The 19,185-nt window shown below is 42.0% G+C and carries 21 protein-coding genes; 16 read left to right on the top strand and 5 right to left on the bottom strand.

The window, feature by feature from the left end:
* The first annotated feature begins 4 nt into the window (after nt 1-4).
* From bioB to AC3WJJ_RS01490, 8 genes are all read left to right on the top strand, one after another.
* Complete coding sequence (gene bioB, locus AC3WJJ_RS01455; protein WP_492537354.1) at nt 5-1,000, top strand: biotin synthase BioB; 996 nt, start codon at nt 5-7, stop codon at nt 998-1,000.
* Between the two features lie 178 nt (nt 1,001-1,178).
* Nucleotides 1,179-1,529 (top strand): rhodanese-like domain-containing protein, encoded by a 351-nt coding sequence (locus AC3WJJ_RS01460; protein WP_492537356.1) that lies wholly within the window; start codon nt 1,179-1,181, stop codon nt 1,527-1,529.
* A 183-nt stretch (nt 1,530-1,712) separates the two neighbouring features.
* Entirely contained in the window at nt 1,713-1,922 is a 210-nt protein-coding gene (locus AC3WJJ_RS01465) for a hypothetical protein (protein WP_492537358.1), read from the top strand.
* 268 nt (nt 1,923-2,190) lie between these two features.
* Nucleotides 2,191-3,429, top strand: coding sequence for a DHH family phosphoesterase (locus AC3WJJ_RS01470; protein ID WP_492537360.1), 1,239 nt, complete (start codon nt 2,191-2,193; stop codon nt 3,427-3,429).
* A 127-nt stretch (nt 3,430-3,556) separates the two neighbouring features.
* Nucleotides 3,557-4,759 carry a cell wall-binding repeat-containing protein gene (locus AC3WJJ_RS01475; protein WP_492537362.1) on the top strand — a complete coding sequence of 401 codons (1,203 nt, stop codon included), beginning with the start codon at nt 3,557-3,559 and terminating at the stop codon, nt 4,757-4,759.
* Between the two features lie 79 nt (nt 4,760-4,838).
* The gene (locus AC3WJJ_RS01480) at nt 4,839-5,210 is read left to right on the top strand and encodes a hypothetical protein (protein WP_492537364.1); all 372 of its coding nucleotides are present in this window, start codon (nt 4,839-4,841) and stop codon (nt 5,208-5,210) included.
* Between the two features lie 119 nt (nt 5,211-5,329).
* Nucleotides 5,330-6,034 carry a response regulator transcription factor gene (locus tag AC3WJJ_RS01485; RefSeq protein WP_492537366.1) on the top strand — a complete coding sequence of 235 codons (705 nt, stop codon included), beginning with the start codon at nt 5,330-5,332 and terminating at the stop codon, nt 6,032-6,034.
* Nucleotides 6,031-7,446: a sensor histidine kinase gene (locus AC3WJJ_RS01490; protein WP_492537368.1), complete on the top strand. Its 1,416-nt coding sequence runs from the start codon at nt 6,031-6,033 to the stop codon at nt 7,444-7,446. The genes AC3WJJ_RS01485 and AC3WJJ_RS01490 overlap by 4 nt, the downstream gene beginning before the upstream one ends.
* A 133-nt stretch (nt 7,447-7,579) precedes the next feature.
* On the opposite strand, the gene qoxD is transcribed toward AC3WJJ_RS01490, so the two are convergent.
* From qoxD to qoxA, 4 genes are all read right to left on the bottom strand, one after another.
* Nucleotides 7,580-7,867: a cytochrome aa3 quinol oxidase subunit IV gene (qoxD, locus tag AC3WJJ_RS01495; protein ID WP_492537370.1), complete on the bottom strand. Its 288-nt coding sequence runs from the start codon at nt 7,865-7,867 to the stop codon at nt 7,580-7,582.
* 1 nt (nt 7,868) lies between these two features.
* A complete protein-coding gene (qoxC, locus tag AC3WJJ_RS01500) occupies nt 7,869-8,465 on the bottom strand; it encodes a cytochrome aa3 quinol oxidase subunit III (RefSeq protein ID WP_422656714.1) in 597 nt (198 codons plus the stop codon).
* A complete protein-coding gene (gene qoxB / locus AC3WJJ_RS01505; protein WP_492537373.1) occupies nt 8,462-10,405 on the bottom strand; it encodes a cytochrome aa3 quinol oxidase subunit I in 1,944 nt (647 codons plus the stop codon). Before qoxB ends, qoxC begins: the two co-directional genes overlap by 4 nt.
* Nucleotides 10,406-10,474: 69 nt before the next feature.
* A complete protein-coding gene (qoxA, locus tag AC3WJJ_RS01510; protein WP_492537374.1) occupies nt 10,475-11,458 on the bottom strand; it encodes a cytochrome aa3 quinol oxidase subunit II in 984 nt (327 codons plus the stop codon).
* A gap of 495 nt (nt 11,459-11,953) precedes the next feature.
* On the opposite strand from qoxA, the gene AC3WJJ_RS01515 reads away from it, so the two are divergent.
* The 6 genes from AC3WJJ_RS01515 (at nt 11,954) to AC3WJJ_RS01540 (ending at nt 15,139) form a co-directional block, all read left to right on the top strand.
* A complete protein-coding gene (locus AC3WJJ_RS01515; RefSeq protein WP_492537376.1) occupies nt 11,954-12,253 on the top strand; it encodes a hypothetical protein in 300 nt (99 codons plus the stop codon).
* Nucleotides 12,254-12,449: 196 nt separating this feature from the next.
* Complete coding sequence (locus AC3WJJ_RS01520; RefSeq protein ID WP_492537378.1) at nt 12,450-13,049, top strand: AAA family ATPase; 600 nt, start codon at nt 12,450-12,452, stop codon at nt 13,047-13,049.
* Nucleotides 13,050-13,078: 29 nt separating this feature from the next.
* Nucleotides 13,079-13,639 carry a GNAT family N-acetyltransferase gene (locus AC3WJJ_RS01525; RefSeq protein WP_492537379.1) on the top strand — a complete coding sequence of 187 codons (561 nt, stop codon included), beginning with the start codon at nt 13,079-13,081 and terminating at the stop codon, nt 13,637-13,639.
* Between the two features lie 199 nt (nt 13,640-13,838).
* A complete protein-coding gene (locus AC3WJJ_RS01530; RefSeq protein ID WP_492537381.1) occupies nt 13,839-14,048 on the top strand; it encodes a hypothetical protein in 210 nt (69 codons plus the stop codon).
* Between the two features lie 26 nt (nt 14,049-14,074).
* Nucleotides 14,075-14,605 (top strand): P-loop nucleotide/nucleoside kinase family protein, encoded by a 531-nt coding sequence (locus AC3WJJ_RS01535; protein WP_492537383.1) that lies wholly within the window; start codon nt 14,075-14,077, stop codon nt 14,603-14,605.
* Nucleotides 14,606-14,626: 21 nt separating this feature from the next.
* Nucleotides 14,627-15,139 (top strand): NUDIX hydrolase, encoded by a 513-nt coding sequence (locus tag AC3WJJ_RS01540; RefSeq protein ID WP_492537385.1) that lies wholly within the window; start codon nt 14,627-14,629, stop codon nt 15,137-15,139.
* A gap of 67 nt (nt 15,140-15,206) precedes the next feature.
* Here the strand turns inward: AC3WJJ_RS01540 and AC3WJJ_RS01545 are convergent, their stop codons facing one another.
* Complete coding sequence (locus AC3WJJ_RS01545) at nt 15,207-15,830, bottom strand: DUF2238 domain-containing protein (protein WP_492537387.1); 624 nt, start codon at nt 15,828-15,830, stop codon at nt 15,207-15,209.
* A 252-nt stretch (nt 15,831-16,082) separates the two neighbouring features.
* Here AC3WJJ_RS01545 and AC3WJJ_RS01550 point away from each other — a divergent pair, with 252 nt between their 5' ends.
* Nucleotides 16,083-16,964, top strand: coding sequence for an ATP-binding cassette domain-containing protein (locus tag AC3WJJ_RS01550; protein WP_492537388.1), 882 nt, complete (start codon nt 16,083-16,085; stop codon nt 16,962-16,964).
* Nucleotides 16,964-19,063: an ABC transporter permease gene (locus AC3WJJ_RS01555; RefSeq protein WP_492537390.1), complete on the top strand. Its 2,100-nt coding sequence runs from the start codon at nt 16,964-16,966 to the stop codon at nt 19,061-19,063. The genes AC3WJJ_RS01550 and AC3WJJ_RS01555 overlap by 1 nt, the downstream gene beginning before the upstream one ends.
* Nucleotides 19,064-19,185 lie beyond the last annotated feature (122 nt).

Raw genomic sequence — 19,185 nt, forward strand, 5'->3', positions numbered from 1 at the left:
TCATATGATTACGCACCCAACCAATGAATGGACAATTCTAGCATCAAAAGTTATAAACGGATATCCGATAAGTAATGAAGAAGCTCTATCCATTTTAAAGTGTAATGATGAGGAAATATTAGTTCTTCTTCAATCTTCATTTATAATTAGGCGCAAGTATTTCGGGAAAAAAATTAAACTCAATATGATTATTAATGCAAAGTCTGGCCTTTGCCCTGAAGATTGCGGTTATTGTTCACAGTCGATCATATCGGAAGCTGCGATTGAGAAATATGCATGGCTCACGAAAGAAAGGATCATTGAAGGCGCACAAGAGTCCATTAGACGTAAAGCGGGAACGTACTGCATTGTCGCTTCCGGTAGAAGGCCAAACGATCTAGAAATCGATCATGTAGCTCAAGCCGTGAGTGAAATTAGAAAGTCATCAAAATTGAAGATATGCTGCTGCTTAGGTTTCCTGAAAGAGAATCATGCTCTTAAACTAGCCGAAGCGGGTGTTCATCGATATAACCACAATTTAAACACTTCCAAAGATAATTATGGCAACATAACGACAACGCATACTTATGAAGACCGAATTGAAACGATTGAGCAGGTGAAACAATCCGGAATTTCTCCATGTTCTGGCGCTATTTTCGGTATGGGAGAAACGGATGCAGAGATCGTAGATATTGCAATGACACTTAAACAGTTAGATGCAGATTCCATTCCCTGTAACTTCCTAAACCCAATCGATGGAACACCACTTGAGGGGCGAAAAGAGCTAACTCCTCTTAAATGTCTGAGAATATTGGCCATGATGCGTTTTGTAAATCCGACAAAAGAAATTAGAATTGCAGGAGGAAGAGAAGTGAATTTACGTTCTCTCCAATCGCTGGCTTTTTATGCAGCTAACTCTATTTTTGTTGGTGATTATTTAACAACTGCCGGCCAGGAATATGAACGGGATTGGCAAATGATTGAAGATCTTGGGTTTGAAATTGAAGCGCAGGCAATTTAAGTAACAGAGATAGCTGTTGCCCTCTTGACTTATAAGATAAGACACCCTAAAATTATACCCGCAGGGGTAATAGGTAATGCTTATTTCTGTAATTTCATTTTATCGTAGATAAGAGGTTATGCACGGACCTTTAGGGAGGGAAAGGGCTTTGTTGTATCTGTTATGTTTTTTTGTAGGCATGATCATAATTTATGCTTATCGGCGTTCAGTTCCTGTGAATGGCTTAAAGTTAATGAAGTGCAGTGAACTCGTTCAGGCCAAGCAAGAACGTCCGCATTTGAAAGTACTTGATGTGCGGGATGTTTCCGAATATACAGCTGATGTAAGTCACATAAAAGAATCTGTAAATATTTCATTAGGACGTCTACCCTTCGTGTGGGATAAGGAGCTTAGCCCTGATGACGAAGTAATCATTGTGACACCGAAATGGTCAGATGGGATTCTAGCGGCACGAAAGCTGAAGAAAGCAGGATTTACTTCGTTATCTTATTTAACGGACGACTGTCAAAGATGCTGCCCTAACAGTTAAGTTGGGATGTATTAATAATAGAACGGCATAGGCCGTTCTTTTTTTGTGCTCATTTTGATGAGATGTGTGGTAACTGATCTAACATCAATTATTTTGAGAAAAATTTCACAAATGAGTCACAGGTTGAATGTCTAAAACATAATAAATTCTAATATAATAAGATGTACAGGGGAGGCAGACATCATGAAGAAACAGTGGCTTATGGGATTAGGTATCGTGGTACTTACTTTGGGAATTGGAACAGCAGCTTTTGCAAATGCGAATCACAATACATCACAAAACACGAAACCTTCAACGAATCAAGAACAGCCAACCGGGCAAAATTACGAATCAGACAATATGTACAACTGGGAAAGCGTCATTATGGGCACCCAAATCGGAATAATCCGATAATTCTAACAAAAACTTAACAATGACAGGTGATTTTCTAACTCTAATGAAGATTAAGAACACATTTAGGTTGTCGTACCCATAAAAAACAGCTATCCTTAAACGATGGCTGTTTTTTTAATGATCTATACCATGTATTGAATATGATAGAGCGGCTTCGGTCGTTCTTTTTTGCGCTTTATGGTATCGTATCGGATCTGGCGACTAAAATGGAAAATATAAGGGAAGGTTAGAGCTGGACATTACATTTTTACAAGGAGTTGTTTTATTTATGTATTATTTATATAGCCATAATGACCTGGATGGAGTAGGATGTGGAATCTTAGCCAAGTGTGCATTCGGAGAGAATCTCGAGATTCGATATAATTCGGTAACTGGGATTAATGTACAGGTAGACAAATATTTGAATCGTAATGCAGATCAAAGGAATTCTGAGGATAAACTCTTTATTACCGACTTAACTGTTAATCATGATGTTGAGCTGCGTCTACATCAGTATGTGCAGGAGGGCGGCAAAGTCCAATTGTTAGACCATCATAAAACGGCATTGCATTTTAACGACTATGGGTGGGCTAAAGTAGATGTTCACCATGCTGACGGTAGAACTTCATCGGCTACGTCATTATTATACGATTACATGATCGAGCACGGGTTACTGGAACGTACTGTAGTGATGGACCAATTCGTAGAACTGGTCAGGCTCTATGACACATGGGAATGGGAGGCTGAGAATAAGATTCAAGCAAAACGGCTTAACGACCTCTTCTATATGATATCCGTAGATGAGTTTGAAGCGAAGATGGTCGACAGACTTCGTGATGCCAAGGAGTTCTCATTCGATGAGTTTGAAGAGAAGATACTTAATATGGAAGAGAATAAGATCGAGCGATATATCCGCCGTAAAAAAAGAGAGCTGATTCAGACTTTCATTGGAGACGAGTGTGTCGGGATTGTATACGCTGAATCCTATCATTCAGAATTAGCAAGTGAGCTGGGCACAGAATATCCGCATTTGGATTACATATCCATTCTTAACATGGGCGGCCGTAAAATGAGTCTGCGTACGATTCATGATCATATCGATGTATCCGCTATTGCCATGCGTTTTAACGGAGGAGGACATGCAAAGGCTTCTGGATGTACGATTGGTAATGAAGTATACCGATTGTATGTAGAAGAGCCGTTTGAACTTGAGCCAATTAGAGTAGATGCTAGTCGCAATCAGTTTAATATTAAAGGGACAGAGACGGGTGTGTTATATGAGACCACCAGTGAAGATCAGATCTTCGTATTTATGACGAGCTCTGGTCAATGGGTCGTCGAATGGAATGATGAGTTGTTATCTTTTCATTTTGAAACCTTTGAACAAGCAGAGCGACATATCAAACGTAACTATGGTGCATGGTTATCTAGAGACGAAGATTATGTGAATAAGCTCTCAGACACGGTGCGGGATATCAGAACTCGTCATACAGATCCTTCATCTCAGCTTACAGACAATAAAGAATAGAATTTAAATAAATAAAATTTAATCCTTTCAGAAAACTCACACTTCCCACACAAATTCCACATTATTGTTGGGTAAGTTGATAACAGTCCAGGATGTGGACAGAGTATAATCTGGAGGGATTCTTTTTATGAAAAAAATAGTCATCGTCGGTACAGCAGCTCTTGTAACATTAGGGCTTTTGGCAGGATGTCAGAATAAAGATAACGAATCAACATCATCTAATTCTTCAATGGTCAACCAAGCGCTCTCTAAGGAAGGAAACTTGCCCTGGATCGCCACTAAAAATACAACGCGTATTAATTCATCGGATCCAGTTGAAGCCGCTGTACTGGCTTCCAGGACGCTCTGGACAGCCACGAACGATAACAATAGGCCAGGAAGTGTGGTAATCGTTAATTCAGACCAATGGCAGATTGCTGCTGCCAGCGCTGATTTGATTCATCATCCGAGCAATGGACCGATCCTATTTGTTAACGAGGATGGGGTTCCTGAGGCAACATGGAATGAGTTGAAACGGTTGAAACCTACTGGCTCAAAAAGTAATGACGGAATACAGGTGATTGCTGTTGGCAAGATCTCGGATAAGGTAGAAGAGCAACTTAAAGAACTGGACTATAAGATGGATCGAATAGAAGGGGATCAGCCCGCTGCTGTAGCTGAGGCTATTGATGCGTATTACGCTAAAGTTTCAGGGAGTATGCCCGAATCCGTCATCATTGGATCGATGGATAGTCCAGAATATACAATGCCGGCTGTAAACTGGATCGCACATATGCCAGAGCCTCTGCTATACGTTAAGGAGGACGAAGTGCCGAAGGAAACCATCAAGGCGCTTGAAGCAAGGGGCAGAAAAGCGAACATCTATATCATCGGTCCAGAATCCGTTGTGTCGGGAAAGGTACTTGAAGAGTTACAGGCCTACGGCAAAGTTACAAGGATCTCAGGTGAAGATCCATATGAAAATGCGGTCAATTTTGCCAAGTTTAAAGACCCAGAGACCCAATTCGGATGGGGCATTGAAACGCCGGGACATAACTTCTCTTTCCTTCCTTTAGATTCGGATTTGTTGGCTATAGCAGTAGCTCCATTCTCACATTTAGGAAAGCATGCACCACTGCTCTATACTGACAAAGACGGGATGCCGGGGTCTGTGATGGAATATATCATGTCAATCCAGCCAAAGTTCAAGCAAAGTCCGACGGAAGGCCCGTATAATCACGCGTGGATTACAGGGAATGAGACCGTAATCTCTGAGAAAGGGCAGAGCGAGATTGACGATATGTTAGAAATCGTACCCGTAACAGGTGGCGATGCGCATAGTGGACATTAGTTCACAACGGGTTCACAGTCTCTACACAGAAACCACATGATTATTCATTATGATGGGTTCATAGGGAGGCGATCACATCATGAAGAAGAAATGGTTTGCTGGACTTGGAATCGCAGTACTTACTTTCGGAATTGGGACTGCTGTATATGCAGAAGCCAATGAAGTGACTTTTCAGGATATGCTGCCGTTTATGAAACAAATGCATCCGGGTGCCTCGGAGCAACAGCTTAATGAGATGTATCAGAATTGCCACAGTAACGACCAAGAAGGCATGCAAGACAGAATGCAATATCGTGAAGATGCTGATCAGAACAGCAGGTACATGATGAGAGGCTATCATGATGGCTCTATGATGCGGGAATACGATAATGGAACCATGATGCATAGGGATGAAGTTCATCGAGGTTCAAACATGATGGGCGGACAATCAGGCTCACTACAAGATTCATAAGAAGCAAGGTTATGAAGACCAGTCTAGCACATGAAGTGTTTTAGGCTGGTTTTTTGATTACAGTATTCCAAAATCGGTATAATTAGAGCAATAAAGCGTATGGAGCAGGTGAAACGTTAATGAAAATTCAAGTATTAGTCGTTGATGATGAATGGAATATGCGGAATTTACTGCGTATTTATCTGATGAAGGAAGGGTTTGAGGTAAAAGAAGCATCAACTGGATCGGAAGCGCTATCGTTAATGAAACGCTATGCATTCGATGTAATTCTTCTGGATGTCATGATGCCGGACATGGATGGATGGCAAGTATGCAAAAGCATTCGCGAGCACAGCCAGATACCTATTCTCATGCTAACGGCGAGGTCAGAGACGAAAGATAAAGTTCATGGTCTAGGCATTGGAGCGGATGATTATCTGACAAAACCATTTGAATCAGAAGAACTGATTGCAAGGATCTATTCATTAATTCGGCGCTCGACCATATCCAAGATGAGTATGCCGCAAGAAGTGAAACTTCACTATCCAGAGCTCTCCATTCACCCTGATGGAAGAGACGTGCTCATCCAAGATCAGTCCGTAGAATTCACTCAGAAGGAATTTGATCTACTGCTGACATTAGCACAGAACAGTCACCGGGCATTTTCTAGAGAAGAACTAGTTGAGCGATTATGGGGCCATGATTATCATGGTGAATCGAGAGTCATTGATACACATGTGAAGAATATCCGGGAAAAAGCACATAAAGCAGGGCTCAGTTATAACCCGGTACAAACGGTATGGGGGATAGGTTATAAATTTTATACTGCTGGTGATTTGGCGTGATTCATAATCGGATAGGAACAAAGCTTGGGATATGGATGATGACGTTGTTCTTCATTGTTATCTTTTTTCTTAGCATTGCCATTGACCGTATATTTTCTAATTTTCATCAGACGGAAATGACGAGTAATGTGAATGAGATGACCTCACACTTCGTTATGATGGCGACTTCCCCCGACAACAACAGTGAGCATTCATTGGATGCTTTTGCAGACTTCTCTGAAGTTAGTATATTTATTATTAACCAAAAGGGGGCAGTCACAGCCCACTCAGGAGAACACGATCCAACAGATCACTCGTTCATACGTGAGAAGGATGTACAGTCAATCTTTAGTGGACATACGGTAAACTTTACACATAAAGACCCTAATGGTAATCGGTATATTGTGTCTGGCATGGTTGTACCAGCGAGTGAGGGTAACCCAGCTCCAGACCAAGCCATGTATGTCTTAGCATCAACCGATCATATGGATGAGTCCATCAGTAGAATGCGAACTTTGCTTCTTATGTCTGGCATCGGTGCTATGTTACTAGCGCTTGGGATCACTTGGATTTCAGCACAAATATTATCTCGCCCACTGCTTCAGATGCAGAGAGCCACTCGTAAAATCGCTGTAGGGGATCTTGAAACAAGACTCCCTATTCAGAGTCAGGATGAGATAGGCTTGCTTGCTGAAGCAATTAATGATCTAGCTAAAGATCTGCAACGTTACAGGGATACTCGGCAGGAGTTTTTTGCGAATATATCTCATGAGCTACGCACACCGATTACATACTTAGAAGGCTATGCGAAGGTTGTTAAAGAGAAGCTATATACCTCTGAGGAGGAGAAGGATAAGTACCTTGATATTATTCAGGAGGAAGCAAGTCGGCTTCAGCGGTTAGTGAATGATCTTTTTGAGCTCGCTAAGATGGAAGAGGGGAAGATCAGCTTATCCTTAGAATGGATTGATCTGACGGATATTGTTCGCAGCGGTATACGTAAAATGGAATGGAAAGTGAACGAAAAGGGACTGGTGATGAGGGGGAGTTATGATGAAGGAATTCCACTCATCGTTGGTGATGGACTAAGGATGGAGCAGATTATTCTGAACATGTTAGACAATGCCATAAGGTATACCGATCAAGGAGATATTCGGGTTCATCTTCATAAAGATTTGAAGCAGGTAACAATAACGATTGAGGATACTGGCATCGGTATTGCGGAAGAAGAGCTGCCTTACCTGTTTGAGCGGTTCTATCGGGTTGAGAAGTCTCGTTCACGTCAACATGGTGGAACTGGGCTGGGGCTTTCCATTGTCAAAAAGTTAGTGGAGCTTCAAGGCGGAACAATAAATGTGCGAAGCCAAGTAGGCATCGGCACTCGGTTCGACATTACCTTTCCACTGCCTGAGAGGCAGGAGGAGCAAGAATGAGTAAATTAGGTGGTACCATATACATTTTGCCGAAATGGAATAGAAAACAATGAACATAAAAAAACAGCCCTCCTTGAGAAATCAAGGAGGGCTGTTCGTATACTTCAAGCTTCAATGGCTTAGTTAACGCTTATTAAGCGTACCAACCCCATACGAAGATGAAGAGTGTACCAAATATGGTTACCAATGCAACGAACAATGCATAGGCGATATTGATCCAAAGTGATTTCTTATTATCCGATTCCCCGATGTGCATGAACAAGACGAGCTGAAGGGAAGCTTGCAGTAATGCTGTAACCACCAGTATTGCCATCTTCACCGCGGACGGAAGGTCCATAAGCACAACAAGCGCAATAGCGGTAAGGACGAGGGAGGAAACGAATCCTACTACATGCTTAATCGGAAACAGCTGTTTCAACATGTCACATCAGTCCTTTCAAGTAAACAAAGCTGAAGATAAAGATCCATACAACGTCCAGGAAGTGCCAGTACAGCGAGAAGATAAAAGTTTTGTTAGCTGTACGATGATCCAGTCCGTGCTTACGTAGTTGAAGGAGAATTCCTCCACCCCACAAAAGACCGAAGGTAACGTGTGCTCCGTGAGTTCCCAGAAGGATGAACAAGCTGGAAAGGAATGCACTTGTTGACAAGGTTGCACCTTCATGAACATAAGTGAAGAATTCGAAGATTTCGACTCCAAGGAATACTGCACCGAGTAGCAGGGTGATGATCATGAAGATCATCATCTGCTTTTTAAGCCCAAGGCGCATAGCGTGGATCGCTAGACCAATGGTAAAACTGGATGTTAACAAAACAAAGGTCTCAACAAGAACCGGACCGATCTCGAATATTTCAGCTCCGCTCGGGCCTGCCGCAAAACGGTTGACTAGAACGAAGTAAACGGTAAACAGGGTAGCGAACAGTGCGATTTCAGCTCCGAGAAATAACCAGAATCCAAAAATCTTGTTACGGTTTTCCTCTGTTCCGTATTCAAGCGGCTGAGTGGCATCTATTTTCATACCGTATCACCCCGCAATTTGTTTTCTGTTTCAATAATTTCTTCTGCCGGAATATAGTATCCGTTATCCCGATCGAAGGACATTGTTGCCATAACAATGATAACGCCAATTCCTGCAATGATGGAAGGAATCCACCAACTGAATACAAGGAAGAATCCTAAGAAGAAGAAGATTGTACCGAGAATGAAAGGTTTGCCGGAGTTGCTAGGCATATGAATCTTCGTAATCTTCTCATCGTACAATGATTCACCTTCATGTTTAGCGAACCAATAAGCATCACGCTTTGTGATTTTAGGTGTAGCAGCAAAGTTGTATGCTGGTACTGGGCTAGGCAATGACCATTCGAGTGAACGACCATCCCATGGATCTCCTGTTTTGTCGCGTGGTTCGTAACGAGTACTCCAGTAGATGTTGTACACAAGCAGAATGAAACCAATCGTTAAGCCTATTGCACCCACCATGGAAAGCATGTTGAGTGGTCCGAATCCAGTTTCTGCAGAATAAGTGTACGTACGACGTGTCATACCTTTCAGACCCAAGAAGAACAGTGGGAAGAAAGTGACATTAAATGAAACTGCGATAAACCAGAATGCGGTTTTACCAAGACGTTCATTAAGTCTGAATCCGAATACTTTCGGGAACCAATAGTGGAAACCGGCGATAACCGCAAATACAGTACCAGGAATCAGAACGTAGTGGAAGTGAGCTACCAGGAACATCGTGTTGTGATACTGATAGTCAGCACTTGCCATCGCAAGCATAACACCTGTTACACCACCGATTGTGAAAATCGGAATAAATGCTAGTGAATAAAGCATCGGTGTCGTAAAGGTTATTCGGCCTTTTCGCATCGTAAATAGCCAGTTAAATATCTTGACCCCGGTCGGAACGGCGATCGCCATCGTTGTGATAGAGAAGAATCCGTTAACCATAGCGCCTTGACCCATCGTATAGAAGTGGTGAGCCCAGACGAGGAAGGACAGAGCAGAAATAACGGCCATACTCAACACCATCGATGTATATCCATAAAGGTTCTTCTTCGAGAAAGTTGAGATAATCTCACTGAAGATACCAAAGGCAGGCAAGATAACGATATATACCTCAGGATGTCCCCAAACCCAGAACAGGTTGGCCCATAGCATATCCATACCGCCATTTGCCATCGTAAAGAACTGGGAACCGAATAGTCTGTCAAACATCATCAGAAGCAATGCAATCGTAAGAACTGGGAAAGCAAAGATAATGATGACACAGGTAATCAATACAGACCAGGTAAACATAGGCATTTTCATGAGCGTCATACCTGGCGCACGCATTTTAAGAATAGTAACGATAAAGTTCAAGCCTGTAAGCAATGTCCCGATCCCTGAAATTTGGAGGGCAAGGGAGTAATAGTTATTACCAACGGTATGGCTGAACTCATTACTTGCCAGCGGGAAGTAGGATGTCCAACCGGAATCCGGTGATCCTCCGATGACAAATGAAATGTTCAAGAGCATAGCTCCGAAGAAGAATAACCAGAAGCTGATTGCGTTCAGACGTGGGAAAGCTACGTCACGCGCACCGATCTGGAGTGGAATGATAACGTTCATCAGACCGAAGATAAACGGCATGGCCATAAATAGAATCATAATTAAGCCGTGCGTAGTAAAAATTTCATTATAGTGTTGAGCGTCTAGGAACTTTAATTCAGGTGCTGCCGTTTGGGCACGCATCATGATAGCGTCAACGCCGCCGCGGAAGAGCATAATCAAGGCTGCTATGATATACATAACACCTATCTTCTTATGATCTACCGTAGTCAACCATTCACGCCACAAATATCCCCATTTTTTAAAGTAGGTCAAACCTACGATAATTGCGAGCGTTGCAAGTACGATACTTGCCATGGCGCCATAGATCATCGGTTCGCCGGTAACGAAAAATTCGTCCCATTTCATAAGGGCTTAACTCCTTTCTGGATGTCCGAAGTACATATCAAAGGCAGGAGGGAGTATCCCTCCAGATCATTAATGTCCTTCATGGTTTGTTGAGTTGTCTTCAGCCGGGGATTCCGGCAGAGGCTTGTTCGGATCAACATTTGGTTCTGTATCGAACTCAGCCTCATCTTTTGTTGCAGGATCAGGATGTTCAGTCTTGTTCTCTTGATGATTCATATTTCCATGATGCCCTTCTTCTGGTGCAGGGCTAAATGATAAGTGGTTATTCGAGAAAGACATTCTGCCTACGAATTTCGTATCAAGAAGCTTTTTAAAGTCAGCTTCCGTAAGCTCTGGTGCAGTTTCCTTCACGTCGTTTACCCATTCATCAAAATCAGCAGCTGGCATAGCCAGTGTTTCGAACTCCATGTGAGCGAATCCTTCACCACTAAAGTTTGAGTTTTTACCTAGGTAAGATCCAGGAACATCTGCTACCAAATTAAGTTTGTTGACCATGTCACTCATACCATACTTTTGTCCAGCCAATTGAGGAATCCAAAGGCTTGTGATCGGTCCGAATGAATAAATGCGGAATTCAATAGGACGGTTCGTAGGAATGTTTACATAGTTAACGGTTTCGATTCCTTCCTCCGGATAACTAAAATGCCATTTCCAGTTTGATGTAGCAGCATAAATTACAAGTGGCTTTTGCTCCTCATAACCAGCTGGAACCTTCTCGACAGCAACCGTAGTCTTAACGGTCACTACAGACAGAATAGCTACAATAATAATAGGAATGGCGATCCAAGTGATCTCCAGCCACTTACTTCCCTCTTCGTGAGGTGGCACGTATCCTTCGTTAGACTTCTTAGCCCGATATTTAACCAGGATAAAGATATACAGTGTGTATACTACCGCCAAAACCCCAAGCATCATAAGAATGGAAAATATGATGGTCTCAGATAGGGTTCTTGCAGCAGGTCCTTTAGGATCTAAAACTGTAAGTGAGCTGCATCCCGATAAAAGCAATGTAAAGCTCAAGAACAATGCAAATAACGGCCCTCGTTTTTTCATGGTGTACCCCTTTCTTTCATACTTGTTCATCTGGTGGTTGTTTCTTTCCTTAATCTATACTAAGAATTATTTTCACAGTTTGCAAAAAGCATTTATTTCACCTATTGCCATTAAATGTATTATTCATGACGAAGTATGTAACATTCTGTGTTCAAATTGTTACAAAGAGGGGTCGTTGTGAGAGAAATCACTGTAATACTGCGGTTTTCGGGGAGTTCAAACTTTGTTCAAATATTCACGATAGTTACCAGATTCGTCACAATTTCAGAGCTTAAAAAGCCTGAAAATCCTTGTGGTGTAAGAGTTTATAGGGTTTCATGTAATTGAAGGAATCAAAGGGGATGTTTGCCATGAAATACTTTTGAGCCTATGATTATCTGAATTTAAAGCTTGCAACCTCCAATAAAAATAGTGTTAAGCAATGACATCTACCGTTGCACAACTAGATTTGAGGAATACTATGTATTATCTCAAAAGCGAGAGGAGGTTGCTATTATGGCTTTTATCATTCCTGAATTATTTTATCTGCCTACGGGAGAAACCAAGACATATTATGAGGATATGTCTACTGGAAAAAACGCGACCATTAACATTCTAAACCTCTCCCCACATCCAGTGGAGCTTATTGTTTCAAGTGCGGAAGCCGAAGATGCTACGTACACGATTTCTGGATTCAATAGCCGTAGCTTATCTGTAGAGCTTTTAACAAAAGTCGAACTTTCTTCATCTGCGGAAGGTGCCGCATTTGGCGGACTTCTCATTTCTTCATTTGAAGATGCGATCCCTACGATATAATAGGTTATACGCATTGAGGTAGGACTTCTGTTGTCTTTTCACGTGCAGATCTATTATTGCAGCGTAGAAGCTGTGATAATAGATCTCCTTTTTATGTGTATGCACGTATGAACAGAGAATAATTTCGGTCTAATAGGATTATAAGCTGTCCTTGACGAAAGGATAGGTTTAAGATTTGTAGAAGGAGTGACAATCTTTGATTATATGGATTAATGGTGCATTTGGATCGGGCAAGAGCCAGACATCTTACGAGATACATCGCCGTTTACCGAATTCTTATGTCTATGATCCTGAAAATGCTGGTTATTATATTCGTAAGAACTTACCGAGTGATAGTAAACATGGTGATTTTCAGGATTATCCGATGTGGAGAGAGTTTAACTATTCAATGCTGCGCTACATAAATGAGACATCCTCAAATATTATCATTGTGCCGATGACCATTACGAGTCTTCAATACTTTGATGAAATTGTCGGTAGATTGAGACGAGATGACATCACAGTTCATCATTTTACATTATGCGCTTCCAGAGAGGTGCTTCTTCACAGACTAAAGAAACGTGGAGATCGTGCAGACTCCTGGCCAGCACAGCAAATCAATCGCTGCATTGAAGGCTTGTCACATGAAGTATTTCAACATCATCTCAATACAGACCGAATGCGCATTGAAAATGTAGTAGAACAGATTGCTTCATTGTCAGGTGTACATATGCTTCCCGACCAGCGATCAAAGCCTCGCAAGACAGTAGATCGTCTAATTACACAATTAAAAAAAATGCGTCTATTTGATCATTAATATAGGAGGGGTTTGGACTGAATCCAATAATGCTTGAATTTCCTGAAAGTTTTGAAACAGAGCGTTTGCTCATACGAGCTCCTTTATGGGGTGATGGAGCAGTTATTAATGATGCGATTAGAGAGAGTGCTTCGGATCTCCGTAAATGGCTGCACTTTGCAATGAACGTACCGTCGGTACATGAATCGGAGTCTTTTGTGCGAAAAGCTAGAGTGAGTTTTCTCGAGCGGACAGATATGGTACTCCATTTATTTGACAAGAAGACAGGTGCTTTCGTCGGAAGCAGCGGACTTCACCGCATCGATTGGAAGGCAAGGCGATTTGAGATTGGTTACTGGATTCGTAGTTCGTGTTCAGGTAAAGGGTTTATTAGCGAGGCAGTTGATGGCATTTCGAATTATGCGATCACGATTCTAGGAGCAAACCGACTTGAGATTCGAGTCGACTCAAGGAATACTCGAAGTAAGAACGTTGCGGAGCGGACGGGATTCACTTATGAAGGTACACTTCGGAATTGGAGAAGAGATGAATACGGGCATCTTATTAATCTAATGATCTATGCTAAAGTGCGTGGAGAAGAATACAAGTAGATATCTCACAATAAGTCACGCAAATTCTTGAAGTGAGGAGGTGATTTAGGATGAACCTAAGCCATGTTGAAGTATATGCAGCTCCTGTAAATGAAAAAGAAACGATAAGCAATCAGTGGGAAGGATGCCGGATTTGCCCTGGTTAGGAAGATTCAAACAGCTGAGAAGACCTTTTTCTCCATGGCCGAGTTTTTTTGTAATGAAGAAGTATCGTCGCCAAGGAGTTGGGAAGCTAGCGGCGATCGCGTTGTTTGACCTTCATTCAGGGCAATGGGAAGTGTTCCAACTTAAGACGAATATCCCTGCACAATATTTCTGGAACAAAGTTATTTCAGAATATACAAGAGGTCAATTTTCAGAGCACGATGAACAAGGTGACAAAACTCAATCATTTGTAACTGGAAGGTAAGAGACTTTCAATAATGGAGTGATCTTATGAAGCAAAGAACCGTTTATATCATTTCAGGACCAGCGGGTGTGGGAAAATCGACAACCTCGAAAAAGCTAGTTCATTCACTGGAACGAAGTTCATATATCTCAGGCGATGACATAAGTCATCTTCCTGTTGTAGGCAGAGGGAAACCTTGGTTATGTGAGAAAACAAACCGGCTCACCTGGGTGAATATAGCCAGCCTCGCTCATAATTTGCTGAACGCTGATTATGATGTTGTCATTGATTATGTAACTTTTCCAAGCGAAGCTGAATGGTTGGCAGAGGAGCTGAAGAAACAAGCTGCCCGGATCGTATATGTCATTTTATTAGTGGATGAGGAAACACTGGTTACCCGTGATCGACTGCGACCATTAGATGAGCAGATGGGGGAACGAAGTATCATTTTGTTGCATGAATTTAAAGAAGCTACCAAGGATGCACGACATATACTACATACAGGTCATTTATCTGCACAGCAAATCGATGCAGTAATAGAAGAAATTTGTCATAATAGTCGGTTCATATTAGGTTAAATCCATTTGCGAGGGGTATTTATGGGAGAAGAAAATGTTTTACTCCGTAAAAACGGGATTATGATATATGAAGATGCATATGGCAAGGTCTATTTTTCCAAGGATCATCCAGAATCCGTTGTCGTGCTAGCTAGGAAAGATAACCAGTTCATTCTGATTCGGCAATATAGAAAAGCTGTAGGTTGTTATGTTACACAGTTGCCAGGCGGCGGTGTAGAAGCGGGAGAAGATCTAGAAGCGGCTGCACGACGGGAATTGTTCGAGGAAACGGGCCTCAAGTGTGGAACTTTAGAGTACCTTGGGAAGTTGTATCCCGCTTCATGGCGTTGTAATGAAATTGCACATGTCTATTACACGGTAGATGTTGTAAGCTCATCGGATCAAAGACTGGAAGTGTATGAGAACATCGAAATTGTATACATAGATATTCAGGATTGTATCCGTCAGATTCGAAGTAATGAAATTCAAGATTCGGAACTGATTTATGCAGTATTGCAGTTAATGCTAAGAGGGTATTTGAGCGTTGTAACGTAAGTAGATATACAAGAAGAGGCCACATTCAAGGAAGCATTTCCTGAGGTGGCCTCTTACAGTTCGTAAATTATAGATCCTCTTCTGCAATAAGCGATTGAGGGGATCTTTTTGCTTTAAAAGCTAGATATAATGCTGCTCCCACCGCACCAATCGTTCCGCAGATAATGTCCCACATCGTATCATCTAAGCTTCCATTTTGTGAAACGAGTCCAAATAGATGATCCACAGTGAATTCGTATATTTCCCAGCACCCTGCCATCGCAATGGAGAAGAACAGGGCGAACCAGATGGCTATACGTGGTGCAATCTCGGTCATACCTAGTCGTCTTATGATTTTGCCCAGCACAAGCAGGCCAACGAAAACAAGGATAACCCCGGATAGCAGATGCTCAATCTTATCCAATTTAGGGATAACGCCGTACATATTAAATAAATTAGCCAGGAGCATTGCAATCGTGATGAACAGTAGTATGGAGAATCGAAGCGCTGGGGGAAGTTTTGTCTTCGTCCATTTCACAAGTCCTCGTAACAACAATAGAACCGTAATGATTAATACCGCTTGAAAGCATTTAGCATACATGCCCTTAAAGGCGAAGTAAACGAACGATCCACTGCAAATGACGTATAGAGCCAATTCAAATATGGTATTGAAACGCTCCATTCTTGGTGTCCTTCTTGATGTTTGTGTCATGAATAGCCTCTCTTCCAAATGTAGTGATTTACATTGTAACTTACTGAATTATCTTATGCATGAGAGCAGAATCGTTAGCTTATCATTCTATATTTCTCGAGTCAAAAGAAACGCTTCTGTCGCTTGTTAGTCACAGTTTTGACTGGAATGACGATAATATAACCGCAATCCAACTAAAAATGTGAAAACCTAGGGAACCTTTCCTCTAACTACTTCGTGTTAGGGCTGAGAAAGAAAGGGGGAGTGCGTGAAATGAATAAAGTCACAATACAAATACGAGGTTTATCCAAAACCTATAGGAAAAAGAATGCATTGAGTCCACTTGAGCTTGAAATTAGCGAAGGCGTTACAGGAATACTTGGTCCAAATGGAGCTGGGAAATCAACCTTCATGAGCTTACTTGCAACGGTTGAGAAACCAAGTCACGGAACAGCTACTTTATACGGAAATCCTTTACAAGGAGACGAAACTCATCACATTCGTAAAATCTTAGGTTATTTACCTCAGCAGGTTCATGTACCCGGGAAGCTTAGTGCCGAAGAGTTTTTAAACTATGCGGCTGTGATGAAAGGTATCCATGATGATGGAAAGCGTGTAGAAGAGGTATCGCGAGTACTATCTGTGGTAAATCTTCTTGAACGTTCTCATGATCGGATAAAAGGATACTCAGGCGGAATGCGGCAGCGGATCGGCATTGCGCAAGCGTTAATTGGTAAACCCAAGCTCCTTCTATTCGATGAGCCAACAACGGGACTCGACCCAGCTGAGCGGCTAGCATTCCGCAATCTAATTAGAGATCTGGGACAAGAGAGCACCGTGCTGATGTCTACGCATATTGTAAGTGATCTGGAATCTACCTGTGATCAAGTTATCATCATGAATCAAGGTGAATTATGCTTTCAAGGTACGATTGAGGAGTTAGCTGCCAAAGCGTCCGGATTGGTGTGGGAAGCGGTAATGTCAACGAAAGATGCAGAAAGCTGGTACACTCAGCGAGCTGTTGTAGCAGGTATTCGTGAGGCTGGCGGTATGAGATTGCGTATCATCTCTGAGAAAAGACCTGTTGCTGAAGCTACGGAGGTATCTCCTTCCTTAGAAGATGGATATGTTGCTGTCTTAAAGGGGTTGATATGATGAAGTACATTTATGAATCCATCCGAATGGAATCGATCCTACTTCGAAGAAATCCCATCTTCTGCTCTTTACCTGCATTGTATGTGCTCATGTGGGTATGGCTGCTGGTGCGTTATGAATTAGGCGGGGATGGACAGGGCAGCCGAAGTTACTACTTTTATGAATCTTGGATTCTTCACATGCCAACTGCTGTCCTACTGGCAGGACTGTTCTCTGTTTATGTATTGTATAAAGACCGTATCAGTGGATTGGAAATACTAGAGCGGACGTGGCCACAATCTTCAATCCGTGTGATACTTGGTAAATGGATAATGGCTCAAATATACGGACTATTTTTCACCTTACCTACGGTTGCCATTCAAGGAATCTGGATGGGCTTACGAGGAGATCATAAAGAGCCAATCATGTTATTCGTAAGTTACACATTTATACAGATGAGCGCTGCTATATTTATGTTTGTTTCCTTGGGGATGTTTATAGCTGTACTTCTACGTCATAAGTTATCTTTTGTGCTGCTGGCTATGTTGTGGATTATTCCCGTTATCGTACATCAATTCTCTCAGAGTGAAACCTCATCGATTCAAGTCATTAGTAGATGGTTCGCTCCATATGATATGACCCGGTTTCGGTATAATCCGGTAAGTGACAGTTGGGGTTTATTTGGTGTTAACTGGACTGCTATCCATCAGATTGTTATTGCTCTACTAGGACTACTATTTCTAGGTCTAACCTGCCTATTTGCTGATCATGGCCGAACGTTAAGAAAAGAACGAAAGAAGTTGATCATTTATTCTGCCGTGGTGTCCGTCTCTGTCATATCTGTGGGATGGGTCAGCTACGATGAATTCTTATCTCGAGTCAACCGATATGTAGATGACGGCACTCGGTATATGGTGAAAGATGTGAATGCACTTGTTGATAAGAACGGATTAGCAAATGTACATAGTGATTTTCAGGCTATGGAAATGGATTTAAACGTGCAATTATCAGAACCTAATCAAGTTCAGGTGGAAAGTGAGCTTCTATTAGTACAGACCGAGCAAGATCAGTCGTCCATATTTCATCTAACACTGAATCATCAGCTCGTAGTGACAGATATCCAAAGTGATCAGCCACTGGAATGGAATCGAAGTGGTGATGTATTAGAGATTCATACAGCCACTCCCATAGTAAATGGCGAAGCCATTCGTTTGAAGTTGAATTACTCCGGCGCAATTGATACTTATCGCAGTGAAGGAGTTAAGCAGTATTCAGGAATAAGTAAGGATTATGTCCTGCTCCCAAAATCAATTGCGTGGTACCCACAAATTGGGAAGAGGCAGTTAAGTGTTAGTGTAGAACATAACAATACGACCCTTGGCTTCTTGTTAAAAGATAGTCTTGAATATAGAGAACCTGGAAGTACCCGATATCATGTATCTGTGACTGGGCGGAAAGGAGATATGGTCCTCCCGCTTCCCGTAACGAATCGTGAACAGCATGAATATAGCGGAAGTAATTCGAACGGCTTATATATTTATCAGGGAGTGACAGAAGAACGAAGCGTCAATGGAACACGTATTATTGATCATCCAGATGTTATTGAATATAGTATGAGGCACTTTCAGCATCAACAAGATCAAATGAATTATCTGAACGATTGGCTTGGCCTAAACCTACAAACGGCTGATTTATATAGTGGGTATATTTTTTACGGTGGGAACTTGAATCACTTCACACTGACGAATGACTCTTTCAAAACTCGATTCCCACGTGAACAGATTCAATTACCAGCTGTTAAGCCTTTGCTCTTAGAAGGGCTACTTAACTGGGTATACGAACGGGAATATCCTATGAACGGGCGAGCATGGGATGCATCTTTTAGTTCCTACTATGTAAATTTCTTAACGAGTAGAGGATCCGCAAGAGTATTATCGCCCATAGAAGAACAGTTTGTTAAGCATATCGATCAGGCTTCTTCAGATTGGGATCGCATTGTAACCATATCAGGTCAGATGTATTCCCGTTACTTGGCTGTTGGTTCAGATCAGCACTATAACCCGCTTCAAGAGCTAGAACAACTCCTTGCCAATCTAGATGAAGATCATCTTCATGACTAGACGAATTCTTATCCAAATGTCGCTATGGATAAGAGTGAACTTACGTAGTCCGTTATTCTGGGGATGTATCATTTGTGTATGGCTGGCTTTTACACATTGGAAAAGAAAGTAGTGTTTATTGT

The sequence above is a fragment of the Paenibacillus sp. FW507-14B1B genome, assembly GCF_058781425.1.

Excerpts from the sequence above, each read along its gene's own strand:
- AC3WJJ_RS01465 (WP_492537358.1), top strand. The coding sequence starts at position 1,713 with ATGAAGAAACAGTGGCTTATGGGATTAGGTATCGTGGTACTTACTTTG.
- AC3WJJ_RS01485 (WP_492537366.1), top strand. The coding sequence starts at position 5,330 with ATGAAAATTCAAGTATTAGTCGTTGATGATGAATGGAATATGCGGAAT.
- qoxC (WP_422656714.1), bottom strand. The coding sequence starts at position 8,465 with ATGAAAATAGATGCCACTCAGCCGCTTGAATACGGAACAGAGGAAAAC.
- AC3WJJ_RS01555 (WP_492537390.1), top strand. The coding sequence starts at position 16,964 with ATGAAGTACATTTATGAATCCATCCGAATGGAATCGATCCTACTTCGA.
- AC3WJJ_RS01535 (WP_492537383.1), top strand. The coding sequence starts at position 14,075 with ATGAAGCAAAGAACCGTTTATATCATTTCAGGACCAGCGGGTGTGGGA.
- AC3WJJ_RS01540 (WP_492537385.1), top strand. The coding sequence starts at position 14,627 with ATGGGAGAAGAAAATGTTTTACTCCGTAAAAACGGGATTATGATATAT.
- AC3WJJ_RS01460 (WP_492537356.1), top strand. The coding sequence starts at position 1,179 with ATGATCATAATTTATGCTTATCGGCGTTCAGTTCCTGTGAATGGCTTA.
- qoxD (WP_492537370.1), bottom strand. The coding sequence starts at position 7,867 with ATGTTGAAACAGCTGTTTCCGATTAAGCATGTAGTAGGATTCGTTTCC.
- AC3WJJ_RS01525 (WP_492537379.1), top strand. The coding sequence starts at position 13,079 with ATGCTTGAATTTCCTGAAAGTTTTGAAACAGAGCGTTTGCTCATACGA.
- AC3WJJ_RS01470 (WP_492537360.1), top strand. The coding sequence starts at position 2,191 with ATGTATTATTTATATAGCCATAATGACCTGGATGGAGTAGGATGTGGA.
- AC3WJJ_RS01550 (WP_492537388.1), top strand. The coding sequence starts at position 16,083 with ATGAATAAAGTCACAATACAAATACGAGGTTTATCCAAAACCTATAGG.
- AC3WJJ_RS01545 (WP_492537387.1), bottom strand. The coding sequence starts at position 15,830 with ATGACACAAACATCAAGAAGGACACCAAGAATGGAGCGTTTCAATACC.
- qoxA (WP_492537374.1), bottom strand. The coding sequence starts at position 11,458 with ATGAAAAAACGAGGGCCGTTATTTGCATTGTTCTTGAGCTTTACATTG.
- AC3WJJ_RS01480 (WP_492537364.1), top strand. The coding sequence starts at position 4,839 with ATGAAGAAGAAATGGTTTGCTGGACTTGGAATCGCAGTACTTACTTTC.
- bioB (WP_492537354.1), top strand. The coding sequence starts at position 5 with ATGATTACGCACCCAACCAATGAATGGACAATTCTAGCATCAAAAGTT.
- AC3WJJ_RS01475 (WP_492537362.1), top strand. The coding sequence starts at position 3,557 with ATGAAAAAAATAGTCATCGTCGGTACAGCAGCTCTTGTAACATTAGGG.
- qoxB (WP_492537373.1), bottom strand. The coding sequence starts at position 10,405 with ATGAAATGGGACGAATTTTTCGTTACCGGCGAACCGATGATCTATGGC.
- AC3WJJ_RS01530 (WP_492537381.1), top strand. The coding sequence starts at position 13,839 with ATGAAGAAGTATCGTCGCCAAGGAGTTGGGAAGCTAGCGGCGATCGCG.
- AC3WJJ_RS01515 (WP_492537376.1), top strand. The coding sequence starts at position 11,954 with ATGGCTTTTATCATTCCTGAATTATTTTATCTGCCTACGGGAGAAACC.